At 48.6% G+C, this 26,585-nt stretch carries 18 protein-coding genes and 1 tRNA gene; 5 read left to right on the top strand and 14 right to left on the bottom strand.

Annotated elements, in window-relative coordinates:
• Positions 1–141 precede the first annotated feature (141 nt).
• From ACKU4E_RS07805 to ACKU4E_RS07815, 3 genes are all read left to right on the top strand, one after another.
• Positions 142–3,288 (top strand): HD domain-containing phosphohydrolase, encoded by a 3,147-nt coding sequence (locus ACKU4E_RS07805; protein ID WP_320170515.1) that lies wholly within the window; start codon positions 142–144, stop codon positions 3,286–3,288.
• Positions 3,289–3,428: 140 nt separating this feature from the next.
• Positions 3,429–3,671, top strand: coding sequence for a ribbon-helix-helix protein, CopG family (locus tag ACKU4E_RS07810; protein WP_320170516.1), 243 nt, complete (start codon positions 3,429–3,431; stop codon positions 3,669–3,671).
• Positions 3,658–3,957, top strand: coding sequence for a type II toxin-antitoxin system RelE/ParE family toxin (locus ACKU4E_RS07815; protein ID WP_320170517.1), 300 nt, complete (start codon positions 3,658–3,660; stop codon positions 3,955–3,957). The genes ACKU4E_RS07810 and ACKU4E_RS07815 overlap by 14 nt, the downstream gene beginning before the upstream one ends.
• A gap of 13 nt (positions 3,958–3,970) precedes the next feature.
• Here the strand turns inward: ACKU4E_RS07815 and ACKU4E_RS07820 are convergent, their stop codons facing one another.
• Entirely contained in the window at positions 3,971–4,258 is a 288-nt protein-coding gene (locus ACKU4E_RS07820) for a type II toxin-antitoxin system RelE/ParE family toxin (RefSeq protein WP_320170518.1), read from the bottom strand.
• A gap of 3 nt (positions 4,259–4,261) precedes the next feature.
• A complete protein-coding gene (locus tag ACKU4E_RS07825) occupies positions 4,262–4,492 on the bottom strand; it encodes a type II toxin-antitoxin system ParD family antitoxin (RefSeq protein WP_320170519.1) in 231 nt (76 codons plus the stop codon).
• Between the two features lie 450 nt (positions 4,493–4,942).
• Here ACKU4E_RS07825 and ACKU4E_RS07830 point away from each other — a divergent pair, with 450 nt between their 5' ends.
• Together ACKU4E_RS07830 and ACKU4E_RS07835 are read left to right on the top strand one after the other, a co-directional pair.
• Positions 4,943–7,309, top strand: a complete 2,367-nt coding sequence (locus ACKU4E_RS07830) for a hypothetical protein (RefSeq protein WP_320170520.1) — start codon at positions 4,943–4,945, stop codon at positions 7,307–7,309.
• 184 nt (positions 7,310–7,493) lie between these two features.
• Positions 7,494–8,669, top strand: a complete 1,176-nt coding sequence (locus tag ACKU4E_RS07835; protein WP_320170096.1) for an ISL3 family transposase — start codon at positions 7,494–7,496, stop codon at positions 8,667–8,669.
• Between the two features lie 144 nt (positions 8,670–8,813).
• Here the strand turns inward: ACKU4E_RS07835 and ACKU4E_RS07840 are convergent.
• The 12 genes from ACKU4E_RS07840 to ACKU4E_RS07895 all read right to left on the bottom strand — a co-directional run bounded on the left by ACKU4E_RS07840 (position 8,814) and on the right by ACKU4E_RS07895 (position 26,575).
• Positions 8,814–8,889: transfer RNA gene (locus ACKU4E_RS07840), tRNA-Ala, on the bottom strand.
• Positions 8,890–9,065: 176 nt separating this feature from the next.
• Complete coding sequence (locus tag ACKU4E_RS07845; RefSeq protein WP_320170521.1) at positions 9,066–12,395, bottom strand: S8 family serine peptidase; 3,330 nt, start codon at positions 12,393–12,395, stop codon at positions 9,066–9,068.
• Between the two features lie 259 nt (positions 12,396–12,654).
• Positions 12,655–14,349, bottom strand: coding sequence for an FAD-dependent oxidoreductase (locus tag ACKU4E_RS07850; RefSeq protein ID WP_320170522.1), 1,695 nt, complete (start codon positions 14,347–14,349; stop codon positions 12,655–12,657).
• Positions 14,350–14,742: 393 nt separating this feature from the next.
• A complete protein-coding gene (locus ACKU4E_RS07855) occupies positions 14,743–16,545 on the bottom strand; it encodes a methyl-accepting chemotaxis protein (RefSeq protein ID WP_320170523.1) in 1,803 nt (600 codons plus the stop codon).
• A 598-nt stretch (positions 16,546–17,143) separates the two neighbouring features.
• Positions 17,144–17,905 carry a sulfotransferase family 2 domain-containing protein gene (locus ACKU4E_RS07860; protein ID WP_320170524.1) on the bottom strand — a complete coding sequence of 254 codons (762 nt, stop codon included), beginning with the start codon at positions 17,903–17,905 and terminating at the stop codon, positions 17,144–17,146.
• 250 nt (positions 17,906–18,155) lie between these two features.
• Positions 18,156–20,123 (bottom strand): methyl-accepting chemotaxis protein, encoded by a 1,968-nt coding sequence (locus ACKU4E_RS07865; protein ID WP_320170525.1) that lies wholly within the window; start codon positions 20,121–20,123, stop codon positions 18,156–18,158.
• Between the two features lie 33 nt (positions 20,124–20,156).
• Complete coding sequence (locus ACKU4E_RS07870) at positions 20,157–20,603, bottom strand: response regulator (protein WP_320170526.1); 447 nt, start codon at positions 20,601–20,603, stop codon at positions 20,157–20,159.
• 5 nt (positions 20,604–20,608) lie between these two features.
• Positions 20,609–21,520, bottom strand: a complete 912-nt coding sequence (locus ACKU4E_RS07875) for an ATP-binding protein (protein ID WP_320170527.1) — start codon at positions 21,518–21,520, stop codon at positions 20,609–20,611.
• A complete protein-coding gene (locus ACKU4E_RS07880) occupies positions 21,507–21,914 on the bottom strand; it encodes a response regulator (protein ID WP_320170528.1) in 408 nt (135 codons plus the stop codon). Before ACKU4E_RS07880 ends, ACKU4E_RS07875 begins: the two co-directional genes overlap by 14 nt.
• Positions 21,902–23,584 (bottom strand): ATP-binding protein, encoded by a 1,683-nt coding sequence (locus ACKU4E_RS07885; protein ID WP_320170529.1) that lies wholly within the window; start codon positions 23,582–23,584, stop codon positions 21,902–21,904. Before ACKU4E_RS07885 ends, ACKU4E_RS07880 begins: the two co-directional genes overlap by 13 nt.
• Positions 23,581–26,175, bottom strand: coding sequence for a PEP/pyruvate-binding domain-containing protein (locus ACKU4E_RS07890; RefSeq protein WP_320170530.1), 2,595 nt, complete (start codon positions 26,173–26,175; stop codon positions 23,581–23,583). Before ACKU4E_RS07890 ends, ACKU4E_RS07885 begins: the two co-directional genes overlap by 4 nt.
• 16 nt (positions 26,176–26,191) lie before the next feature.
• Positions 26,192–26,575 carry a response regulator gene (locus tag ACKU4E_RS07895; RefSeq protein ID WP_320170531.1) on the bottom strand — a complete coding sequence of 128 codons (384 nt, stop codon included), beginning with the start codon at positions 26,573–26,575 and terminating at the stop codon, positions 26,192–26,194.
• Positions 26,576–26,585: the final 10 nt, after the last annotated feature.

Consider the following 26,585-nt stretch of genomic DNA (forward strand, 5'->3'; position numbering starts at 1 on the left):
CACAACCACAGGCCGAATAGGTTGACGTACACTTCCCTAAAAGATATACCGCCCCACCTACATTTCATACCATTTATCGAGCAATTATTCTATTATTTATGCCAAACCTATTCAGGCAAAAGACCGGTGCTCGGAGCAATCATGACAACTATTTCCAATATTTTCAGACCTAAACATTCCATCTCTATACGCTTTCTGGCGGTGGGAGCAGTCATGACCATCGGTGCATTGATCGCCGGTCTGGCTATCGGATTGGATTACTATTTCAATTTTGATCTGGCTAAGACTGCCGCAGAAAAAACATTCAGATCCGTTTCCGAAAACATCAGCGAACGAGTCCGCTCGCTAGACAACCAAAGCGCCAATCTCATCAGAATTTTAAGTCAGTTCTCTGAATTAGAACAATATCCCCCGGAAAAGCTGGACGAAAGATTTTTGTCGCTCATAACCGGATGTATGAAGCAAACACCGGTATTATCGGTATATGTAGGATTCAAGAACGGCGATTTTTTTGAAATAGTCAATCTGAACAGCAGCATAAATGCCCGACTGGCGCTGAATGCAAACCCAAAAGACAGCTGGGTTGTCATCCGTACAGAAACTAAAGACGGCAAGCGTGTAAAGCACACTGTCTATATGGATGAGAATTTCATCATCCGATCACAGAATAAGGGACAGACTGACTACACTCCCTATGAACGTCCCTGGTTTGTTGATGCAGTTGCATCCAGAGACACAATTCGAACCAAACCCTATATTTTTGCCAACCTCAAAACATCCGGATTCACCTATGCCAAAAGCATGGACAATGGAAACAGAGTCGTAGCCCTCAATATCTCACTGGATGGAATATCCAACTTTCTTCATCATCAACATTTGCCAGCATCAGCACAGGTGACCCTTTTTGACCAGCAGGGCAACCTTATTGCCAGGACCAACAAACAGATTCAACCGGCATTCAAACCGGACAGCAACATTTTTCTAAGTTTAGACGAACGGGCTTTCATTGCAGAGCATCCTGTTATCCATGCAGCAGGTTCACCGATTCTTCCCTTTTCCTTACCCGTAACGACATCCGAAGCCGGTTATTCCATTGATTTTCTAAACCTGATTGCCGGCAAGGTTAATTTACATATTGAATACGACGACAAACCATTTGAGTCACATACAGACAGAGAAACAGACCTGCTTCATTCTCAACTTAAAACACATAGGACCAAGGAATTAGGGATTTTTACAGACGCATATACGACTCTTTCAGACGGAATAGCTGTAAAGCGTGATACTCCGCTGCCCACATCTCTTGCCGCCCTCAGAGGAAAACGTGTAGCGATTGATAAAAACAGCCTCGCCGCTATATACCTCAAAGAAAGATATCCAGATATCCGACAAATAAACATGAGCATTCTTGATGGCACCAAAGCCGTCGCTCTCGGGCAGGCCGATGCGGTAATAGGTAAAGTTGAAGAACTCCGATATCTTGGAAACACAAATTTCATTGGTTTTATCCGTCTGGGGATACAACTGCCAACTCCAAAGCAGGGTATGCATTTCGTTGTCCGGCCGGATATTCCCCAACTGGCAACCATCCTGAACAAAGCAATAGCAGCAGTTACTCCGGATGAAAAAAGGTGGCTGAACACTAAATGGTTCGGAAATCAAGCAGTTGACGCCAATCTCGTCAGAGGTCGAAAGGCATTGCGGATATTGGAACTGGCTGCAGATGAAACCAAGCATGGCAAGCTGCAATTTCTTGACATTAATGAAAAGCAATATCTAGGTTATTTAGCTCGCATAGATTCAGACTACGGCGGACATGTATTCTTAGGCATGCTGCTACCGCTTGATGTAGCACTGCAGCCCTATTTGGAAAAAATACAGGTATCCATTTTTATTACATTTTCCGTATTGCTCCTCCTATCCCCGTTGGCCTGGTTCGGTTCAACCTTCCTCACCCTGCCCATCCGTGCTTTGTCACGTGAAAGTGAAAAAGTAACTCAACGCCGATTCGACGAGGTGTGCGGAATAAACAGCAATATCACTGAAATTCAGGCTCTTTCCACATCCATGACATCCATGGCCTCATCCATAAGAGCGCACGAAAAATCGCGGCAAGAGCTTCTGGACTCATTCATCCGACTTATCGCTTCAGCCATCGACTTCAAATCGCCCTATACCGGCGGACATTGCGCGCGGGTTCCCAAACTCTCGATTATGCTGGCTCAAGCTGCTTCGGCATGTGACGAAGGGGAAATGGCTGACTTTTCGCTTGATTCAGAGGAACAATGGCGCGAATTTAAAGTCGCTGCGTGGCTGCATGATTGCGGAAAAATAACCACCCCGGAATATATTGTGGACAAAGCAACCAAGCTGGAGACCATCTACAACCGAATCCACGAAATCCGCACCCGCTTTGAAGTACTGCTTCGCGATGCCGAGATAGAATATCTTCAAGCTGTTCTCAACGGTGGTGAGGAAAAAGAACTTGCGCCTGTTCTGCATCGCAAAAAGGAGGAAATCCGGGAAGATTTCGCCTTCATTGCTTCTTGCAACATTGGCGGAGAAGCCATGGGGCAATCGGAAATAGACCGAATCAAGTCCATCGGTAAAAAAACATGGATTCGCCAGCTTGATGACCGTCTGGGGCTGAGTCCACAAGAACTCAAACGTTACCCTGAGCAACCGCGCCCACTGCCTTGCGTTGAAAAACTGCTCGCCGATAAGCCTGAGCAGATTCTCGATACAAGGTCTGCAATCCCACCCCGCACCGAGTCCGACTCCGCCCTTAAAAAACCAGTTTTTATCTACAACCATGGCGAACTGTACAATTTAAGCATCACCAGAGGGACCTTGACCCCGGAGGAAAGAGACAAAATCAATGAACATATATTGATAACCATACGGATGCTGGAAACTCTGCCTTTGCCTCCGAACATGGCGAAAATTCCTGAATATGCAGGAGCACACCATGAAACACTCAACGGCACTGGTTACCCACGGGGCTTGAAAGGAAAGGACATCTCGATACCCTCCCGTATCATCGCCATCGCCGATATTTTCGAAGCCCTCACAGCCAGCGACAGGCCCTACAAAAAGAACAAAACATTGAGTGAAGCCATCAACATCATGGCGGGCATGGTAAAAGCCCAACGCCTTGATCCGGAACTGTTCCGGCTATTTCTGGAAAGCGGCATATATCTTAAGTACGCAAGACGATACTTAGCCAAAGACCAGTTGGATAAAATAGATATCTCCGCAATTCTTTCAAACATTGATTCATTGCACTAGACTTCAGTTTAAGAGCTCCACTCCCGGTTTTCCAGACGAAAAAAGGATTCACAATTTTCATTTCATTACCCCGACCTCCGATCTCGTAGTGGACATCTATACGGCACCGACATACACTATGTCATACAGGAGGAACAAATATGCCTTCAATAGTAAGCACACGATTTGACACCGCCACTCTTGAGCGGTTGGACGAGGTTGTCCATGCGTTAGGACAAACCAGATCCGGCTTGATTAAAGATGCTGTGAATCATTATCTGGAATATCTGACTTGGTATTCAGCCGAGGTTCAGAAGGGACTTGATGATGTTGAAGCAGGCAGAGTCTTTTCGCATGAGGAAGTTGCCGACAGGCTGAAAGGACTAGGCGTTGAACTCGATTAACTGGACCGAAACAGCATACGCCGATCTAACTGAATTGCTGGACTACTTTCAAAAACAAAATGAGCCGGATATCGGCAAGATTCTGGTTGCAAAGATTTACAAGGCAACAGGAATACTCCGCACTTTTCCTCACTCCGGTAGGGTTGGACTGCTGAAAGAGACGAGGGAGCTGATTATCCCTCATATCCCATATTTTCTAGTGTATCAGGTGCGGCAGGATGTCGTTGACCTGTTGCGAGTTATGCACACATCAAAGCTATGGACCGGAAAAAGCGATAACGAATGAGGATTTTCCTTTTTCAGAACTCTCCCCGCTCTACATCCATGTTCTGATGCAGAATTCTAACGATCATAACGGTCTTGTCCTCAACGCGATAGAAGATGAGATGCCTGCCGACCAGATGGCTGAAATACCCTTCTCTTATGTGATCGCAATTTCTCCCAATGCCGATATTCTCAGCAATCAGATGGAATGACTGATCCAGCCGTGACATATACTCCTTGCGTTGCTCGATACCCCAGGTCTTTTGGGTGTACCGGGCAATACTCTTAAGGTCGTCATATGCCTTGTTTGTAAGCTGAAACAACACCTACCCGTCCAACTCGGCAGACAGATTTTCTATGGAATAGTCCGCAACACCGCTCTTCTCGCCTTCAATGAGAGCAAGTTGAAGCGCTTTGACTTTGGCTTCGCGCTCCTCAAGAAGCCGCAATCCCGCACGAATCGCTTCGCTGGCGGAGTTGAAACGCCCTTCTTTGACTTGATTGGCAATGAAATCATCGAAATGATGGCCGAGCGTAACGCTGGTGTTCTTTTGCATGTTGTCCTCCGTGGTCTCTAGAAAGAAATATAATATTTATTGGTATCTGGTGCAACAACATGGGGCTCTACTTCAAAGAAAGAGCATTAAAAAGGGCATACAATTTTTATTTTAAGACATTGAAATATATTATATAGATGAAGACAATTGAACTCTTGGCCTTTTGAATGCCATGGCGGAAGATACTCGTGTAAATGTAAAACTACTTGGATTTTTATTATGACGTCAACAGAGAATCAGTGGTGTTGTAGGTCTGTTGAATGCGTTTGGTTGACCAAATTGGTTGACCAAAGCTGGCGTGCCATTTTAACCTAGCAAAAAGGCATGAGATTCAATAGAATATGACAATTTTTCAAGTGGATTTGGACAATATCGCTCCTTCAGGGAAGGAGTTTACGTATTTAATATTGATGACAACAAGCACAAACTTCACCATGCAAAGGTAAAGCTATGAGTGACATTATTGACTTCGCATTAAGTACTATAACTGATTATATCGGTTTTGAAAATTTGGCTACAGAAGTCATGCAAGAAGAAGGATTTCACGATATCAAGCCGCTTGGTGGAGTTGGAGACTATGGTCAAGATGCTACTGTTGAAAGACTTTATGCTCACAAACGAGAAAAGTATGTTTTTCAGTACACAGTTGATAAAAATACATATACAAAGCTGATCGGAACTATTGATAAGTTGCTGAATAACAACATTGATTTTCACACGATCATATACGTCACCTCTACCACAATATCTAGTAGCGCTCAGACCGACCTAATATCAAAGATAAGAAAAAAATATCATAAAACGTTGGTCATATACGAGAGAAAAACTTTCAAATCAGTTTTAGCTAACTCTACAAATACGATATTCGTAAGGCACTTCCCTGATATAGAGACACAGATTGCAGCGTTTTCAGCCAATATTGATGATTTATCTTTAGATGATAAGAATCAGATCGAGGCAGAACTACTGAAGGTCAACCTTGCTTTTATTCATAATGACGATGCTCAAAATGTTAGGAAGCACGTGTTTGACAATTTGACCTTTAGTGTCATCAATGAGGCATACCCTCATTATATAGCACATCAAACTGTCGTGGAAAAACTTGACGCGATAATTCCAGGAAAAGACTATATTAAAAATAAGCTGTCAGCGACTTTAACTCGACTTCAGAAACAAGCGAAAATTGAACTTAAAGAGAACTCCTCTAAAGTCGCAGACAAACAACATCAAGAGATAGAGCTCAATACCAATGATTGTCTGGAAAAACTTGATGCATTAGTGCATGATATTGTGCAAATGGCGCAGGACAGTCATGCTGAGCCTCTAAGTGACGACACCATTAGAAGGGCAAAGAGAAATGCCAAACGAGCCCTCATTGTGTATTTTAAAGCTTTCGGCACAGAGATAACAAGCCAGTATTCCTCTGAGGCAAAATCGTTTCCTGTATTTCAAAAATCAATTTCAACAATAACCGACGAGTGCAGTAGACAGGTTGGTGATAGACTAGGAAACTTAATTTTTGATAGCATAGGTGAAGTCTTAGCTTCGCCTTCAGAAGAACAAATTGAAGCATTGCATTATTTAGTTTTAGCGCACGTAACAAATGCAATAATGGTACTAGACCCAAACCTTAAAGAATTTCAAGCTACTAAATTTTCACAAAAAACATTTATCTTGGACACAGACTTTCTTATTAATTGTCTAGTTCCAGATGTTGACGAATATGCCCTTGCCATACAACTTGTAAAAGACCTGATTGCCCTCAATGCAACAGTAGTTATCCCAGATTCATCCATAGATGAATGTGTTCTTCATGCAAAGTACTCCGTTAGAACATACAACTTTTTCAATTCAAGCTTACTGTCTTTGCCAGAGCCTGTGGCTAGTGAAAAGATATACAACGCATTCGTGCGCGGTTATTACTTTTCAATAAAAAGAGGAAAAATTCTTTCTTCGGTCAATTACCAGACTTACCTTTACAACTACTACGATCCTGACAGACCTGAAGCCTTTATGAAGGAGGTCATAAAAACACATCTCCCAGAGGGTATACATTTTAAAAACGTTGCCGACATTTACAGTGGCTATATTTCTGATGAAGAATATGAGAGTGTATTTTCAGAAGTCCTTAAACTTACAGCAGGATCTAAAAAAGGAAGATACAGAGACGAGGAAGAAAACAAGGCATATGCCGAGGTTGATACTTCTTTATTTTTGACCACACTTCACTGCAATAAGGACGCTGTTAAAGACACTATTCTTGGCGGATCACATTATCTAATAACAGATTCAGGTAGATACCGAATAATATCCTCAATACTTGACTACAAAGACTCGGTCTCTACTCGCCCACAGTCTCTCATGAGCATATTGACATCTATTGGCATTTCTTCGATTTCAAAAGTAGATTTAATAAAAACTCTCGAAAATCCAATATTGATGCACTCTATGGAACAGCATTGGGATGACATTGGCAAACTGATTAAGCTTGGATTTGATTTAAGCAACATGACACTTCCTCGCTTACGTGTAACTATGGAAGACAAGCTACACGAACATCTCACTAAGATAGACATGAAAACTGCATCTTCAGACTCTGCTGAATTCAAAGAATTACTTGCCGTAGCAGAAGAAGCTGGAGTGCCATTATATCTTGCTGGACAAGCTATGGAAGCAAAACTTAAGGCAAAAGAAAAGACTATTAAAGAGTTAAAAAATGACCTTGCAGCCAAGAATAGCCTAGAACAAGAAATTGAAAAATTTGGAAAACGCAGACAGAAATACCTCCGTCGCTATGCTAAAAACTTAAAAAAATGATCAAATATAACATGTTATTTTGTTTATCAATTAAAACTCTGCCCACCCACTTTTCAGGCTCTACGGGGCTCTACCTCAAAGAAAGGGGCGATGACTTAATCCGATAAAAAGAAAGGCATACCGAACCGACTCGATATGCCCTATAAATTGATCAAATTTCCGACCAAAGAAAGGAGATCAATTTATGGATCGAATCTTAATCGGCCTGCCCGATTTTGCAATCAAAAATGTGGTGTCGTATTTTCCGATAATTCTTGAGGTAGAGTGGACAGGCAAGCCAATTTGTCCTCGGTGCCGAAGTTCTTCATTTCGGATCAAGGATACGTTCAGGCGATTTATCAAGAGCATTCCGCATAACGGGCGCGCATCGATTTTGCGGGTAAAGTGCCACAAGTATCACTGCAAGGATTGTGGTCGATATTTCAACACCCGTATGGACGGGATTAAGAAGTGGAGCCGCTCTACCGAAATTTTAAAGCGCGAAGTTTTTCGGCAGTACAACAACGGATCATGTAACAAGACCATTGCCAGTGAAAACGGAATCGGAGTTTCCAGCGTGGAGCGATTTTATCATCAGGTCATCAATCTAAAAGTCCGACAGCGCAGCAACTGGAAGTGTCCTCGGTATCTCGGAATTGATGAGCATCGTTTCACACGCAAAGTGGGGTTTGCAACCACGTTTTGCGACCTTGCAAACAATAAAATTTTTGACATAGCCATGGGCCGCAGTGCCGCTGAATTACTTCCCTTTCTCAGGACTCTTAAAGGGCGGAGTAAGGTAAAAGTAGTTTGTATAGATATGAATTCTGCTTATAGGCATATGGTCAAAACCTGGTTTCCGAACGCCCGGATTGTTTCGGATCGCTTTCACGTAATTCGGCTGGTGAACCAGCATTTCAGCAAGACCTGCAAGCTGATCGATGAAGAAAATATTTCGTATGGTCGGGGTGGAATTTTGCGGGCCATGCTGTGTCGGCAGGACCGTTTGTCAGACAAAAGGAAAGAGCTTTTATCTAAATATTTTGAGGCGCAACCGGCAATCGAAAGTCTTTACCACTTCTGCCATGAACTGAACGATCTGCTCAGAGTTAGGGCACAAAATGGCCGTAGCTGCAAAAAATACATTTTCGAACTGCTTGATAAAATCAAGCAACTTCAGCAGAGTCCTTTTGCTCCGCTTCGAACGCTGGGCAGAACTCTGAATAGCTGGAAAGAGGAAGTGGCCCGGATGTTTCGTTACGGTAAAAGCAACGGAACAACCGAAGGATTTCATCGGAAGATGAAACTTATCCAGAGGCGGGCATACGGATTTAGAAATTTCGAAAACTATCGGCTGCGTGTACGGGTTTTGTGCGGGTAGTCGAGAAGAAAATCAACGGTTGGAAATTTGATCATTCGGGCTTGTGCCCCTTTCTTTGGTGTAGACCCCTCTACGGCTCTACCTCAAAGAAAGGGCATTAAAAAAGGACCTACGATTTTCATCGTAAGTCCTTATAATTTCGAATGGTGGAGCTGAGGAGAATTGAACTCCTGGCCTCTTGAATGCCATTCAAGCGCTCTCCCAACTGAGCTACAGCCCCACTTGCTGTGTGAAAGAGTGTTTATAGAATCACCCGACCAATGTCAACACCTAACAGGGGCATAGTCCATAATTATGCGCAAAAACTAAAACAAACCTGGGAACTGCCTTATTCTCACGGCCAGACAAGGTCCATTTTTATGTCCCAGCGACCCTTTTAACGGCTGAACAACCGCCTTATGGTTTCGTAGTCCGCCTGACATTACTCGGCAAAGCGGAGCCGATGCGGCGCAAGAGCAACGAAAGCACTGCTATCAGCAGCAACAGAACCGGACCGTAATCATCGTTCACCCCGATTGTGCAGCCGGTCGCACTGCTTTCTGAACTTCTGGCACCGAGTATCTGAGGGTCGTCTATGATACCTTCATCCCTGTTGTCATCGAAAGAACCGTTATCCTGCACCACCGAGACTATATAGTACGGGGTTGTGGCATTCAAAACCTGCACGGGGGACACAAAGACTCCCCCCACATCAGTCAGCCACCAGTTGCCGTCATTGTACTGCTCCAGCTCAGCATATGAAAAATCCCTGCTGGTTCCGTTGCTGAACAGCTTGACCAGATTCAGACTCCGAGCCTCAACAGCCGGAAGCCCGCTCACAGCGTATTTAACGCTTACGAGGCTGGAATTTGTAGTCTGAATGCTGAAAGAAGCCACGTCGCCGTACACGGAATCAAGTTTTGCGCCGTATGAAGTGTTTAATCCTTCCGCAGTCTGCGAGGTATTGCTTTTACTGAGGATTGTCGCTTCCGGAGCATCAGGCTGATCTTCGTTCAGTTCAATGTCGCCGTCAGTAGGAGCAGCCCCGGTCATGCCGCTGAGAACCAGAGCGTACGGTTGCGGCCCCATGGGGACGTTATGTGCTGTGACCTCGGCAGTATACGTACCGGACTCCGGGTTCTTGATGGAGACTGAAACAGTGTTGTTGATGCGGTCAAATTCTGACGAATCACCACTGCTTCTGAAATTAACAATCATGGCCGGAGTGAATTCAGCGACCTTCCAGACTCCGGAATCCAAGACCATTCCGCGCCCGGAAGTATTTCCGTTTTCATACCAGAGTCCGCAGGTGCCGCCGTGCTTTTCAACTGAAACCAGCACACTGCCGGAAGAGACCATAACCCCGACCGGTATCCCGAACTCTCCGGATGGAATGTAGGCATAATCATCACGGAAAATTTCATCCCCCACTTCACCGTCAAACCTGTAAACGGCAACAGAAACCGTTCTTGCTTCACTGTTGGTATTGGAAAAAGCCAGCACTACCGATTCCAGTGTTGCCGGATAAGAAGGAGGAGTAACCACCAACCCCAGAGCGCCATCAAGGAATTTACTGTCTACTGAGGTTACATACTTTATCTCGGTCAACGAACTAAGATCAACGGCATTATCCGGATAGACCCATGTCCCGTCCGGACGCTGCACCCTCAGGTCCAGATCATTTACAAGCCCTCCGCCGGCAGCCACAGAGCCGGGATAGTCAGTCCATCCCAGAGTCGCTTTAAAGGGCTTTGCATCATCACCCACATCAAAAGAAAATGTGCGTGAATAGTCGGTATCCTCAGGGGCCGAGTCTGTTACGTCATGGTATTCCATCTTATAGCTGCTGTCGGAATTAATTGAGGATTCAAGGTCTATACGGCCCCATCCCTGAGCGTAGTCAGGAGCAGAATGAACTTCCTGAGTATCCCCGGTTCCGAATTGTCCCGGAACCAGAGAAACCGCACCGTGAATAAGAGCAGTTTTGATCAGTGCCGCACTGGGATTGCTTATTCCTTCCTCACTTATGAGGTACTCCCTAAGGAGTGCTGCGGTCCCGGCTACAAGGGGCGTTGCCATGCTCGTTCCGCCGGACCAGTAATAATAGTCGTTGAACGCGCCCCAGCCGTCACCGGTCTGGAATGCTGATCTTGTGGAAAGAATATTAGTGCCCGGAGCAACAACTTCCGGCTTATGGCGGCCGTCAATAGTCGGTCCTCGGGCGGAAAAAGATGCAAGGCCGTATGGTTTGTCCGAAGTAAGATCGGACTTGATAGGTTCCGCATATGTTCTAAACTGTCCCCAATAGGAAGAAGCAAATCCCTCATTGCCACCAACTCGGTAAGATTCGCTTGCCCCGACGGAAAGACAGTTCTTGGCCGTAGCCGGAGAATCGATACAGTATGGATCGGTCACTCCGTCCATATCCTTGTCATACCCTCCGTTGCCTGCGGCAAAAAGGACAAGGAAATCCTTTTTTGCCCACATGAACTGGTCGGTGTTCAGACTCTCACTGCTGTAATCTCCGGGTCCGGTCGTTCCCCAACTGTCCGTATGAATTCTGGCTCCGGCATCATAGGCTGGCTGGAAAAGATCATTCAGATCGGACGGGATGCCCACGAGTCTTCCGTTGCCGCCTTCATAACCGGCAGACTGAATGAACAGTTTCGCTTGAGGAGCAATCCCGGCATAGCAGGTATCGGGGAAAGATCCGGTTGACGGAGTCGATCCGGACATAAGTCCGTTTCCGGCAACTGCTCCCGCCACATGGGTACCGTGTCCGGTATAATCCTTGGTTTCCGCCCCTTCAAAGGCCGTGCAGCTGATTATGCGGGTTCCGCCTGATCCATCGCTGAAATCGTCATGCATGCTGCCGGGGTCTCCGGAATCAAGTCCGGAATCGCAGATACCCACTATCTGCCCCTTTCCGAACAGTCGTAACCCGGATGAAGGCAAGTCCTTGGACTGCACGGAACGGACTTCCATAATCCCGGCGGCAATATTGTTGTCGGACCGGTGTTCAGGGGCTTTCTCCACCCATTTTACCCCTGAGATATCTTTTAATTTAATTACGTCAGCTACCGGTATTTCAACATTGATCAGGATATTCCACTTGGAAGATGATGAGGAAAGCACACTTCCGCCGGCAGCGGATATTTCACGGCTCAGGGCATCGAGATTCTCGCCGGGGAAAGCCACTACGCGCACCTGCAATACCCCGCCATGCTCCTGCAGCTGCTCCGGCGTAAGGTCATAAACCTTGCTGGATAATTTCAGGTCCGCAACATACTCGCCGACCCAGCGGACAAAGCTGAGTCCCCGGAGTTCATCAATTCGTGAAGCTGAAATTTTTACGATAAAGGCATACTGCGGGATATAATCATAAAAAGCGGCCCCCAGTTCCGAAATGCTCTCCTTCCAACCGGACTGGACCGGTCCGCTGAACTGAACAACATAATAACCGGCGTCATCCTCAACAAGAGATGAAACGGAGAGAGAAAAAAGGCGTAGAGACTGCAAAAGACCGCTGGTCTGGGAAGAGGATTCCGCTTTTGCAGAGTCAGCTTCGGACGGAAGCAGCCCATCTTCAAGACTGTCCTTCAAAGGGTCGACAACACGATTCTGAAAATGGAGAACCGGTGCATCTGCTGCATTGCTTTCTGCCGCCGCGCCAGCTGAAATAACACCGGACAACATGAGGACTATCGATAGGGCAAGAATTAACTGCAGGGTAGAAACTGTACGCATCACTTATTTCCAATTTTGCCGGATTATCTGAATGCAATATTGAAAATGTAACAGAACTGTCAACAAGCAACAGCAGTTATAATAGGTGGTTATATATAATAATCAGATTTACTAGTACACAGAAAACAACCTGCTGCAATGAAGATAAAATCACATGATCGATAACGGCATGCTGAAGTTCAACGGCATAAAAAAACGGGCACCCGGCAGTAAAGCCGAAGTGCCCGGAAAACAGCAGTATTTATTAAAAGAGTGTTTATTACATTTTAACGGCAAAAGGCCAGGCCATAATTCCGCCTTCCATGACCTTCACATTGGTCCAGCCGCCGGCTTCAAGAATACGCTGGGCCTCATATCCACGCATGGATATCTTGCAGAAGGTTATGATTTCCGCGTTCTTGTCCTGCGGCAGCTTATCCAGCGAATGGCGCAGCTTTCCAAGAGGGATGAGATTTTCACCGACATCAAGGCGCATCTGTTCGAACTCGTCCGGGGCTCTCACGTCCAGAATGAACGGGTGCGCACCGTTATCAAGCATTTCCTTGACCTCGGCATTGCTGATGCCGGTCATGCGGCCGGACATCTTGTTGTCCAGAATGTGCGCGGTGGCGATGAAGTGGTCGATAGCCAGGGAGAACGGAGGGGCATAAGGCAGGTCGGCAACTGCTATATCCTGCACGGTTACGCCGCTCATTACGGCCATGGCAGCCTCGGCCAGCTGTCTGTTCACTTCTCCGGGGCCGACGCACTGAAAACCGAGAACGCGCCCGGTATCAGCATCCGCAACCATCTTGGAAACGAGCAGCTTGGCTCCCATGAAACCGGGTTTATCCGGGCTTGCGTTGGTGGAGGTTATTACGTTGTACCCTTCATCACGGGCACGTTTTTCGGAAAGTCCGGTAGCACCGGCGCTCATATCGAAAACCTTGCATATGCCGCTGTTTACCGTGCCGGGAAATACGTGTTTATCGCCGAGGACGATGTTGTTGGCAGCCACGCGGGCTTCAAGGTTGGCGAGGTCTCCGTACGGAGCAAAAACCTTTTTGCCGGTAATGCGGTTGGTGATTTCCACGCAGTCACCCGCGGCATAGATATCGGGATCGGAAGTGCGCATGTACTCGTCCACCGCAATGCCGCCGAACGAACCGATCTCCAGCCCTGCCTCGCGGGCAAGAGTGGAATTCGGAACAACGCCGATGGCAACCACGGCCAGTTCGCACGGAATTACAGACCCGTCATTGAGTTTTACCCCGGTCAATTTGCCGTTTTCCCCGATAAATTCCGCAACTCCGTTTTCCGTATGCACGGTAACGTTCTTGGAGGCCACATGCTTTTCAACAAGCTTGGCAATTTCCCAGTCCAGAAACAGCAGCAGTTGGGAAAGCATTTCCACAACGCTGACGTTCATTCCGGATTCGGAAAGGGCCTCGCAGACCTCAATGCCGATCAGCCCGCCGCCAACGATAACCGCATTCTTGACCGCGCCGGAATCAACCAGTTCGCGAAGTTTGTCCGCGTCCTTCATTTCGGAAAGGGACCTTACTCCCTCAAGTTCAATTCCGGGAATGGGGGGACGGCGCGGAGTGGCTCCAGTGCAGACGACCAGCTTGTCATATTCAACTGTGGAAGATTTTCCTGTGGCCACATCCGTGCAGTTGACGACTTTGCTTTTGCGGTCAATGGCCGTCACTTCGGTATTGACCATGGCCTTGACGCCTTTTACAGCCTCAAAAAAAGCCTCATTGCGCACAACCCCGGTCGGAGTGGCCAGCAGGGCGTTTCTTTCATCAAAATTTCCGCCGATATAATAGGGATAGCCGCATGAGGCCATGGAAAGTTCCGGGGCCTTCTGCAGCAGGGTAACTTCCGCATCGGCATCCAGACGTTTGGCGCGCGCTGCGGCCTTGGGACCAGCTGCCGAGCCCCCTATCACAACTATCTTACTCGTACTCATACCTTTTCTCCTTGTTTGCTTCCACCGGTGGTGAATAGAACACAGACCGACTCAGTAGATATTTCTGCTCAATATTAATCAAGACGGGAAAAAACAGGACTTCAACCCAACCCGTAAAGTACAGACATCAATAATTCCCGCCTGCAGGTAAAGCTTCTACCCGGACCAAACAGGCAAGGCATTGACCGAGATCAACGTAATCCGTTTTTTCTGCAAACTTCAAGGAAATATGAATAAACTTTTTGATACAGCAATCACTCCGGCACAGGACTGATAACCGGATAAAAAAGGGCGGGATTGCTCCCGCCCTTCCACAGCAGAGGTCGAACCTGCCGCTGTCTTATAAAAAACCGAATCAGTACAGCCTGAGCCGCACATTCAAGGCTTTAGTAACTACGCTTTCATCCTCACCATAAGTGAAGTCAGGGTATTTATCTGCTTTGCAAGGTCTTTTACAACCGTTTTGGAGGACGCCATGGCTCTGGATGTCTCGCCGGAGATAGTATTAATCTCCGTGATGCTCTGGCTGATTTCTTCACTGGCGACGCTGTGCTGGTCCGCGGCGGTGGCAATTGAATGCACCTGCCCGGTGGCATCTTCGACCAGTGAAACAATCTGACGTAAAGATTCGCCTGACTCATTGGCCTGTTCAGTCACCTTAGCAATGGTTTCAACCGAATGAACCGTGTTATCAATGTTTTTACGGGTCTCAGACTGAATATCCTTTACCGCGCTGGACACATCGCTGGTGGCGCTCATGGTCTTTTCCGCGAGTTTACGGACTTCGTCCGCGACAACGGCGAAACCGCGTCCGGCATCCCCGGCCCTTGCAGCCTCGATGGCGGCATTGAGCGCCAGCAGGTTGGTCTGATCAGCTATGTCATTAATGACATTGATGACCGCGCCGATCCCTTCGGCCAGCTGTCCGAGATGGCTCATATCGTCCATCAGCGTTCTGGACTGAACCGCGACTGTTCCGATTCCATCAACTGCACGGTTCACGACCTCGGCCCCTTTTTCAGCCATTTTCCTGACCTCGTCCACGGCTTCAGCTGCTCCGGCTGCATTGTGGGCCACTTCCGCCACGGTTGCGCTTATCTCTGCAGTAGATGCGGCAGTAGCTTCAACCATGGACTCCTGTTCAACCGCTCCGGCGCTTGACTGTTCTATCTGAGCCATTAACTGCTCGGATGCCGAAGAAATTGATTCAACAACATCCTCAAGCATGTGGGCAGCCTCAAGCAACTCGGCTGTCTTGCCTTGTGCAAGCTCATGAGCTTCCATGGCTTCCCTGCCGGCCTTTTCAGCTTCTTCCGCCTTTCTGGCGGTTTCACGTTCCTTTTGGGCCATATCGGAAATGTTCTTGCGAAGTGATGCAGCCATGGCCGACAAAGCCTCCTGCAGTTCACCTATTTCATCATGATTTTTCGATGTGAGGACCATATCAAGGTTACCGGCGGCAACCTTGCGGGCAGCCTCCTTGGTTTCAACAAGCGGATTTATGATATTTCTTGAAACAACCATGTTCATGGGGAGCATAAGAAACAGGAACAGAGCAGCGGCGGCGCCCAACTGAATCAGTATGGTCCGTGTTCCGGCATCCATCATGGCCTGACGTATTTCGGCGGCCCTGCTGTCGATGTTATCGATGTAAACGCCGGTCCCGATCCAGAAATCCGTACCCGGAATCATCTGTGCGTAACCAAGTTTCGGCATGGGTTCCGCCTTGCCCGGCTTATCCCAGGTAAAATGGACAAACCCGCCGCCGGACTCTGCGGCACGAGCCAACTCACGGACGGAATAAACGCCGTCTTTGCCCTTCAGATTGTTAAGATCCTTGCCGTGCAAGGAGGGCTTCACAGGGTGCGCAACGTTTGTCGTTCCCTCATATACAAAAAAATATCCGGATGAATCCTGCTCAAAAAAAGCGTCCTTTATCATGTTCCGGAATATCTCAATCTTTTCCTTGTCCTCGGAAACACCAGACACAGCTTTTGCCAGGGCCTCGGCCATGGCGGATGTTGCAACCTTTATCTTCTCTTTCTGCCCTTCAAGCATCAGTTGCTGGGCCTTTTCAACCTCTCTGTCAGCCAGTTCATAAGAAGAATAAATGTTGATCAGAATAATTATTACCGTAGTGACAACTGCAACTGAAAACAAAAGCAGTAGTTTGCCACGTATAGAAAGATTTACCAAGGGTTACCTCCCCCATATAAGACACAATGTTTGTCAACATTCCGTATAGATTCAGCACATGTAAAAGCAACAAGATACTGACGGTTCAAAACAAACCGGCATTTTGCTTATCTCCATCGCATCGGCAGAGCAACAAGGCGATTTGATAAATTGTTTTTTTTACATAAGTGCTACTGAATTGTCCCCAGACATTCATATCAGATGCCTGAACAAGGAATGATGATGAATCACAATACGCCCGACATTGAATATACATTCAATAAGAATAAAGAAATGACAAAAAAATAAAACAGTCAAACAAAACATAATTAAATGTTCATGAAAAACGATATTCTCGGATTTCTTTGAACGGCAATTATTTTTTTATATCGGACAAATTTAAACCAGCCTTGCATACCTGTTTGTTCTTTTAGCTGAACAGGTATCCAAACAAAAAACACAAGAATTGTTCACAGAAGGGAATTAAAAAGGAGGGAAGTATGCGCAATCGGCTCGATACATACATGCATGAACATAAGCACGTCATTATAAAAGGTATCTTCGAGAAATAACGTCAAACCATGTCGGTTTTCCGCAAGACTGGTTGCAAAAGAGTGTTCTAATGATCGGTAAGAGACACAGCATGTTCCATCTGCCCCACCCTCCGCCCGGTAAGAGCTCTTTCCAAGGTTGCGGCAAAATGGTCGCATGCGAAACGGTACAACTCAAGGTCATAAATATTATAGGCCTCTATTCTGTCTTTCAAACTCTTCGGGACCAGATCCATATAATTGTTCACAGGACCCTCATTAGCTCTGACCGGAGGAGTTGAGGGCCTGAAATCCAGTACATTCGCAAGAAGCCGATAGCTTACTTCAAAATACTCAACCAGCCCGAAAAAGACAAAACTTCCGAGCAGTTTTTCCTTTGCGCGCTCCAGAAGTTCACCTGTGGCCGGCAGGCTGTAATCAAAACTCGCAGCATCAGCAGCAATAATCTTAGTCTGCAGGTTATCAACCATGAAATGTTCGCTTACCGGCTTTGTAATGGTATCCTCCAGCGAAACATTTTGTTTTTCCAGCCAGTGGGCATTGTAGTAATAGTGGGAAACATACCTGTCCAACGGTCTGCGCAACATGGTAATCTTTCTGTGCTTCGGCCGGACTCTGCACAGACGGTCCCAGCATTCAAAACCTCCGCACGGATGTGATGTCCAGATCATATGCTCAGGTCTTTCCAGGCAATGCTGAAAGGAATTAACATCCATGGACCGGAAATTGACCGGCACGGTTCCGCAATCCCGCCCGAGTCTCTGAAAAAGGCTGTTTCCTGCCGCCTTTGGGATATGGTAAAATAAAATATCCGAAGAAAGAATGCTCATAGACTTTTCCTTGAACTGGATTCCAGTGTTAATATAGCCATGATCGGCTCCGATTATTAGAAGCCGCTCATGCGCGAATATTCAAAGAAAGTTTTATTAGGTTTTATATAGATATCTCTAAACAGAACAGGGTGACCGGCTTAAAGGCAAACGGCCGCAGGGGTGCATAAACACTCCCCTGCGGCCGTACTATAAGGATGGCCTGCAAAAGGCTCTTCAGGAATCATTTATCGGCAGAAACTATTCGGCCTTACAATTCGGAATTCAAAGACATGATCGTGTCTTTAAGTTTTTCCGCCATGTCAGCAAGTTCCGCTATGGATGCAGCGGATTCTCGTGCAGCATCGCTGGAATTCGAAGCCAGACGCGCAACATTGGACACAGTATTCTCTATCTCTTTCGACGAAGAAGTCTGCTGGCCGGTTGCAAGGGCTATCTCTCCTATCCTCTCGGCCACATTATCCGAAAGACCCTGTATCTGCCCGAACACATTAACGGAATTATTTACTTCTTCATTTGCAGATCTGGCAAACGACAACGCTTCCTTGACGCCGTCAATATTCTGAGTGGTGCGGTTCTGGATATTTGAAATGCAGTCATCGACCTCTTTTGTGGCTACCATTGTTTTCTCGGCCAGCTTGCGCACTTCGTCCGCTACCACGGCGAATCCCTTGCCCGCTTCACCTGCCCGGGCCGCCTCAATAGCGGCATTGAGGGCCAGCAGGTTGGTCTGATCGGCAATCTCGTTAATCACGTTTACGACTTTGCCGATGGAATCTATTTCATTTCCAAGCGTTATCATATCAGATTCAAGGTGCTGGACCGTATCTGAAACACGGACCATGGCATCCTGCGAACGCCGGCCTACATCTATGCCGCCAAGAGCTTCCTTGCGGGCTTCATCAGCAGTTGTTGAAGCGCTTTCCGCATTTCTGGCGACTTCGTTGACAGCGGCATGCATCTGCTCAACGGCGGCTGCGGATTCGGTCATGAGCAATTGCTGCGACATGGCGCTTTCGGCAATTTTTTCGGTCCGAACCTTCAGTTCATTTGACGCCCCGGTAAGGCGCAGCACAATCTCTTCGGCCCGGCTGGAAGCCCCGGAGATCTTCTCCATGAGCGCCAGAACGCGGGTTTGTCTGGAGACGGCTTCATCTCTGGCTTTTCCGGCTTCCTCTGCCTGAACAAGAGCGTCCTGTTCAAGCTGCTTGGCCTCGGTAATAACCTCTTTCAGTTTTCCAACCATTCCGACCAGAACATTGCGAAGTTCAAGCAGCTCAGCGGTGAAAGACCCTTCCGGCCTGCAATCAAGATCTCCACCGGCAACGGCCTTGGCATAGGCTCCCAGCATCCTGAAGGAGGAGGTAACCGTCACCATGACCCAAAGCAGGATAACAAGAGTTACGAAAGCCACGCAGAGTTCTATTCCGGCCACGGCATAACTGACCAGTCTGGAATCTTCTCTGACTTTCAGCTTACTCTGATTCGAAATATCGGCAAAAACCGGTTCCACAGCCCGGGCGGACTTGATCAGTTCACCTTTAAGCCCGGCAATGGAAGCTTCAACCTCCACATAGCGGTGAAAGGCCTTTCCGTACTCATCCAGAGCCTTGAGCATTGTCTTTGCCGTGTCGCTGTCAAATCTGGCGGAAACCATCCTGTGTATGTCGCCAATCATGGAATCAACACGCTGCACCGGAGAATCTCCGCCGCGGATAATATAATTCTTTTCCTGACGGCGCATCTGGAGAACCAGAATAAGAAGCTCGGAATTGACTGCGTTACCCTTGAATGCGGCCTCCATATTCCGGGCCGCCTTGATGAACTGCCAACGCAGCCCGTCATTCATGGTCAGCCCTTTCGAAACATTCAGCGCGTGAATTTCGGTAAGAAATTTTTCATAATTCCCGATCAGCTTTTCGGCCTTTTCACAATTGGCCCCCAACTCCGGGGCCCTGGATTTGAGTTCGGCAAGAAATTTTTCCGCTTCCCCGGAACTCTTCAATGCCTTGTCTATATATTCGGACTGCATCCGCAGCAAAAAATTTTTCTCTGCACGCCGGGCCTGCAGGAATGCCTCCACTCCCTCGTTCGCCAGCATTTCAAGTTCCCGGCCGTTTTCCAGCCGGCCTTTTCCCCAGTAGTCTACCCCGAAAATCGCAACCAGCCCAAGAACGGACGTCACGAAAATCAGTATCAGCTTGCCTTTGATACTCATAAGAACTCCACTTCCTTTCGGCACCCAATAATTTTAACAGTTCAGAATCCGGTTCCCTGGTCCGCGGACATATCTGCTGAGCATGCCCGCATCATCCGTATCCCAATTCCTGATCCGCCTGTTTTTAACAGCCCGTCCGAGGACCCGAAGCAGGTCTTCAATCGATACGGGCTTGGCCAAATAGTCGAACACTCCTTTTCGCATCATATACAGAGCATCTTCTATTACAGGAGCGCCCGTCAGACAGATGGTCTCGACTGAAAGCCCCTGCTCTCTGATTATTGAAAATATCTCCTTCCCGGACAGGCCGGGCATATCCACATCAAGCAGCACAACGTCCGTTTTTCCCTGTTCAAGTATCTGCACTGCGGCCATTCCGTCCGCCGCATCCCGGACATCATATTCAAACCTCCTGAGAAGCTGCATCAGGGACTTGCGAAAACGCGATTCGTCATCGACAATAAGTATCCTTCCATTCATATGGCTCACACCTCCGCTCGGTTAGCCGGAATGCATACAGTGAAAGTCGCCCCCAACCCCGGATCGGAACTTACGCGTATGCTTCCACCCAGTTGATTCATGATGCGCAGACTCAGGGCCAACCCGAGCCCGGTACCTCCTCCCTGCCCCTTTGTGGTAAAAAAAGGGGTAAAAATGCTGCGCAGATATTCTTCGGGGATACCGGGACCGTTATCCCGGATATCCACAAAAACATTTTCGTCCGCATACCTGCTTGAAACCGTTATCTCGCCATTTTCAGCAACGGCCTGGACCGCATTGTTGAGAATATTAAGAAAAACCTGTCTGAGCAGCGGTGGGTCCGTGTTCACTCCGGGAAGCCCCTCTCCCAGATTACGGGTCAGAACTATGTGTCTGGTTTCCGATTCTCTTTCCAGCAGGGAAAGCAGGTCCGCCAGCAACTTGTTTATGTCCACCTGCTGAATAACCGGAAGCCTGTTGCGGGCCATATCAAGAAATTTGTGAGTGATCTCCGAGCATCTGCCGACCTGATCGGCTATGACATCAAGGCTTTCATAGACATCGGCAGGAATATTCAGTTCATCTCCGGCGTCCAGAGACACCCTGATTATTTCCGATTCCTGAAGGATTATGCTCAGGGGGTTATTGATCTCATGGGCAATCCCGGTGGAGATTTCTCCAAGCGCGGAATTGCGCTGAGAGCGGACCAGCCGCTGCTCCAGATCATCTTCCCGGACACGGCACAGCCGCAGGCAATTCATGAGCACGCCGTCCAGATACAGGCTGCCCGCAGCAGCGGCCACGACCAGAACAAGACCGGGGGTCCTGAGCTTCAACGCAACTGCACACCCGCACACAACCAGAGTGAAAAAGACGTACCGCAATTGATTGAAACGGTGCAGATCAACGGGAATCATCTCCGCCCCCTTCCCTTCTCTTAAGAACGGCATGCTCATAAGCGTTGCGTATTCTTTCAATCAGGTCATCAATATCAAACGGCTTGAGAATATAATCGTAAGCCCCGTGGCTTATGCCTTCCAGCCCGGACGCAACGGAACTGTGCCCGGTAAGCATTATTACCTCCACATCCGAATGCCTGCGGCAGATATGCTTCAGAGTCTCCATTCCGCTCATCCGGGGCATCTTGACATCAAGTATGACTACATCGACATCATGTTCGCCGAGGTACTTAAGAGCCTCTGCCCCGCTTCCGGCCACGGCCACATCCATATTGCGCCGTCCCAGACGCCGCTGTATCAGCTTCAGAAAATCAGGTTCGTCATCGACAACAAGGAGTCTTATTCTGGGCATATTTCCTCCTTTTCACTGAGTTCCGACATTACCAGCGGCAGGCTGATGGTAAAAACAGCCCCCCCGTCCGGCTTATTGTCCATTTTGATATTTCCGCCGAGTTTACGGAGAATCGAATAGGTTATGGAAAGCCCGAGCCCCGTTCCTTCCCCGGCGGCCTTGGTGGTGAAAAACGGGTCGAAGACCTTCGTTATCAGTTCAGGAGGGATGCCGGGACCGGAATCACTGACCTCCAATTCAACGAAGTCTTTAAATCGTCTGGTAGAAAGGGATATGCGGCCGTCTTCCCCGGTGGCGTCTATGGCGTTTTCCACAATATTGAGCACAACCTGCTGCACCTGATTGAAATCGGTCCGCAGACCGGGAAGATCGGGACTGAGGTCATAGCTTACGCTGATATTCCGATACAGAATTTCATTGTCCAGAAAGGATACCGTCTGACGGATCAGCATGTTGAAATCCACGTCATCCTGTGCGGGCTCCATACTGCGGGCGAAGCCGAGCATTCTGTGGGTTACGGACCGGGCCCTCTCCACATGGCGCTCAATGTCGGCCAAAGCTTCTTCCAGATTTGCGCGGGCCGCGACACCGTCGAACTCGCCGTCATTGATCATATCCCGTATCCAGCCCGAGCTTTCCCGGATTATGGACAGAGGATTGTTCACTTCATGAGCGACTCCGGCAGCCATCTTGCCCAGGGAAGCCATCTTGGAAGACTGCATAACGGTTGCATCCATCATGGATTTTTCCCGATCCGCCAGAACCAGTTTGCGGACAACGGAAGTAATAGCCAGAAAAGTTCCTAGGGATATCATCAGTGCGCAGACAACAAGAAGCAGGAAAACCAGATACTGATCACGCAGCACGGGAGAGAGATCCTCTCCGGGACTCTCCAGCACAACCAGCCGCCAGTCCACCATGGACAGAGGCAGTACACCGGCCATCATCATTGTCCCGTGATCGTCCCAACGCATGATGCTCACATCGCTTCCCGAGGAAAATGCAGGCAGTCCGGCCTTATCCAGAACCTTTCCGCCACGCCGCGAAGATGTCTGCAGCAGCAGTTCGGCATTCATGAGATAGGCATCACCGAATTTACCGGACCGCACGTTACCCACAAGAGAATCAAACACATCGGAATCGATTGTGGCCCGGAGCACCCAGGTACGGTCTGCTTCACGGCGCTTAACAGCGATAACGAAATGGGGAAAATTCCTGAATCCCATGAAGACATCACTTATATAGACGCCTTTTAACATGGTCTGATTGAACCATCTCTCTTCGCCGTAGTTGATATTTTTCAGATCATACGGACCGCAATAGGCCACATGATTGCCTTTGCTGTCGAACACGCCGAAATCTATGAATGATTTGGTTGTACTGTAGACGGCATCAAAAATACGGTTCAGATTCTTCTGATTAGAGAGTTCGGCGAACGTATTCGTATTGGCTATATTCTGAAGCTGTACGACCCGTTCTTCAAGAAACATGTCTATGGCGTCCGCCTTATTGAGAACGGTCATGCGCAGGTTGCCTGTGAACTTCTCCTCATAGGATTTGCGAAACTGATCATGAAGAACAAAGCCCAGAAGGAACAGCGGGATAAGCGAAAACAGCAGGGTGATGGAAGTCAGCTTCCATCTGAGTTGGTGGTACGATGACTTTTTCATTGTCCTGCTCCTGAAGAAGTAGCTGAAGAAGCATCAGCCCGGACCCCATCGGTCAGAAGAAGTTCTATGTCTTCCTCAAACCTGCTCCGATATCCGTCTGCAACGGCATCGCCGTCCATAACCATATCCAGCTGACGAGTGTGGATGAGCAGGTAGCCGGCCACCTTCAAACCGTTCTCGGCATCAGCGGCGGATATTCCTTCCATGCGGGCATAAAGCACGTCCCCGTTCACACTTGTAAGAAAACCGTGACAGGCCAGAATCTCGGCCACAAGCTGTACGCGAAGGGTACGGCGGCCTATATCGGCAGCACCGCCCTTGTACTGGAAAAGTACATAATTCATATCCGGGTCCCTGCCTGCGAAGCCTTCGACTGTGCTGTAATGGAAGCCCATGCGCGACTGCAGACTGCAATAGAATCTGCCTACTATAAAATAATTACGCTCACCCATGCTGTTGCGCATGCCGGGAACAAGGGCTGGGTTGCAGGTGGCCCCGAACAGGACGGACATGAATCCTCCGGCGGAAACATCCGGCGGGCCTTCCCAATCGAAAGCCATCATCCCGGTCCACAGTGCCTTCATGGCATTGGACCTTATATCCTCGATGCGGACATACTGATCATCTTCTGAAATCTCTGTTCCGCCGCCCAGGTCTATGAGCCAGTACTGCAATTGTGATCCGGAGACCACCTGACGGGCCGATTCCTTAAGCCCGACACTGCCGCTGAACATTTCCCTGACAGCCATTTCATGGCAGTAGCGGGTGATATCGTGCAGGGTGCAACATTCTTCAGGGATAAACAGAGGGCTTTTCGGGTCCGTAAGATTCAATGGAGTGATGTGGCTCAAGGCAGAGGACAGGACTCTGCATACAGCGCTGCCGTTCATCCCGGAACGGATTGAGCTTTCCACATCCGAAAGTCCGCTGTACACAACACCGATGTCGGCATTCACGGTAACCTCTCCGGCTTCCTTAAGGATATCAACTGATGATTTTGCACCGATGAGAGCCGGAACCCCGTACTCACGGGCGACATTGGCAAGGTGCCCAGTGCTGCTGCCGAACTCGGCTATGACAGCAGCAGCCCGCGGAAGCAGAGCCGCCAGTTCGGGTCTGGCGACTCTTGCAAGCAGTACTCCCCCTTCCGGGAAAGTGACCATGTCCTCGTCCGTGTCAACATAACGAACAATCCCTGAAGCCATACCCGGACTGGCAGGAACGCAGGAGTCCATGAGAATGTGCCTGGACTCCTCACGCTCCTGCCTCTTATTCCGGGTATGCCGCCTGGAGACACTTAAAGGACGACTTTGGAGGATATACAAAGTTCCGTCTTCGGCCAGGGCCCATTCAATGTCCTGCGGGGAGCCGAAATGTTTTTCCACGCGCATTGCCGTGCGCACCAGTTCAGAAAGCGTATCCGCAGTTATCGAAGGCTGGTCGGCCCGGCCGTCAGGCAGCATCCGGGACACGACTTCTCCGCTCATGGCAAGAAAATTACCCCATTCCTGAGCCGCGATATTTTCGCTCCTGATTTCAAGAGTGTCCCTATCCACAAGCCACAGGTCCGAACAGGTCGATCCGTCCACAACACTGCACGGAAGACCGGAAACAGATGAAACAACCATCATCCCTTCGACCGCACCGGACGGATCACAGGTATAGACAACCCCACCGGCAACGGCATCGACCATTTCCATGCAGCCTACGCACATGACCATCTCGTCATCGCGCAATCCGTGGTTGAGCCGATAGGTAACGGCTGCAGCCGTATACATGCTAGCCACCACATTCCGGTAGGCTTCCAGAACATCCGAGGGCGCTACTCCGAGTTCCGTACGAAACTGTCCGGCAAAGCCGGTACCCGCAGTGTCCTCCACAAGAGCACTGCTGCGTACCGCCAAAGAGATTCTACGCCCGGACTCAAGCCTTTCCACGGCACTGCGTATCGATTCCTCAAGTTCCAATGGAATCTGACAAAGGGAAATGGCTTCCCGGGCATTTCTTTCCAGAAGCTTGAGAGAGGCGTAGTTGTCCTCGCCGCAGATCTGGGAAATTCTTTTAAGTTCCTCGTCCATCCCGGATTCACGTAAAAAAAAGCGAAAAGCGGATGCGGTGATTGAAAAACCTGAGGGAACGTTTATTCCGAGAGAGTAAATCTCTCCGAGCATGGACATCTTGGACCCGGACTCATGCATCGAATCGATACTCAATTCCGAAATATCGAGCACAAATGATCCGTCAGATTCTATCTGCGGAGGAGAAAGTTCCTCATTCATTTTTCCCACGATCCGGTTGAAGGATTCCTTGAGCGCATCATGTTTTCCGGGAGCTATGCGACAAAGCCGCTCAATCATGTTACGCACGTCAGCAGAAATTCTGAGCGTACCGCCGCGGATGTAGGTCATGCCCACGGGACGCAACACCCTGGAGACTTCCGTCATTTCACCCATCAGCTTCAGAGCACTGTTATTGGCGGAAAGAAGCTGGCGGAAATTTTCGCACCGTTCCAGAAACCGTCTGGATACACTCTTATCCTTTCCGGCGGGCTTGCGTACAAATCTCGAAATGGCATCAATCAGATTTCGCATGACAACCTTCCCTGATTCAACCGACCCGGAACCTGGCGTCCCTGACGGCATCTACTATCTTGAAATAAAGCTCGTCCGCCCCTACCGGCTTAAGCATGTAGTCGAAAGCACCGCCCCCGATCACCTGCATCAGCGCCTCTGTATTGGCATGCCCAGTGAGGATAACCACGGGGATGTCCGCATTGATTTCCCTCAACCTCTTCAGGGTTTCAATCCCGGACATTTCGGGCATCATGATATCGAGCACAACCACATCGAAATCATCCTTTGCGATCATTTCCAGCGCTTCGCGACCACTCCCGGCCAGCGAGACATCGACATTACGCCTCACAAGTCGCCGTTCGCAGGCCTTGAGGAAATCACCTTCGTCATCCACTAAAAGCAACCTGATCTGTTTCATCGCAATTCTT

Source organism: Maridesulfovibrio sp., assembly GCF_963677005.1.
Lineage (GTDB): Bacteria > Desulfobacterota > Desulfovibrionia > Desulfovibrionales > Desulfovibrionaceae > Maridesulfovibrio.